At 63.0% G+C, this 470-nt stretch carries 1 protein-coding gene; it reads right to left on the minus strand.

Annotation, left to right across the window (positions count from 1 at the left end; all coding sequences use genetic code 11):
• Positions 1–470, minus strand: a 470-nt coding sequence (locus N826_RS41210; RefSeq protein ID WP_157599452.1) for a transposase, incomplete at both ends; no start/stop codon positions are given.

Here is a 470-nt window from a genome sequence, read left to right on the forward strand (position 1 = left end):
GCTCCACCACCCAGCAGATTCCAGTTGGAAGGAATTTTCCATCGCGGCCACGGGCGATGGGTTTGACGGTGATGCCGAGCTTCTGCCCGGCCTTGGCTAGGCGCTTGCCCCGGTAGCCAAGATCGCCCAACGCGGATCCCCGGAAACCTTGACCGGCGAGTTCCCTGAGCACCGGAACGATGCCTTTTGTGTCGTGGACATTGGCCGGCGTGACGTCGATCGCCAGCGGGATACCATGTTTCTCGACACCGAGATGGACTTTGATGCCGTTGATCTTCTTGCCGCCATCAAAGCCGCGCTTGAAGCAACTCGGTGCCGACCTGCAGGATCGGCTGTCGATGACGACAGCACTCGGCTCGGCCTTGTCACCGCAGGCCAGCCGCCAAGTTCGGCGCAAACGGTCGAGCAGGCGACGCCACAGGCCGAGCCGGGTCCAGCGGGCGAACAGGGTGAACAGCGTGTTGAACGGG

Source organism: Skermanella aerolata KACC 11604 (genome assembly GCF_000936425.1).
GTDB classification, from domain to species: Bacteria; Pseudomonadota; Alphaproteobacteria; order Azospirillales; family Azospirillaceae; genus Skermanella; species Skermanella aerolata.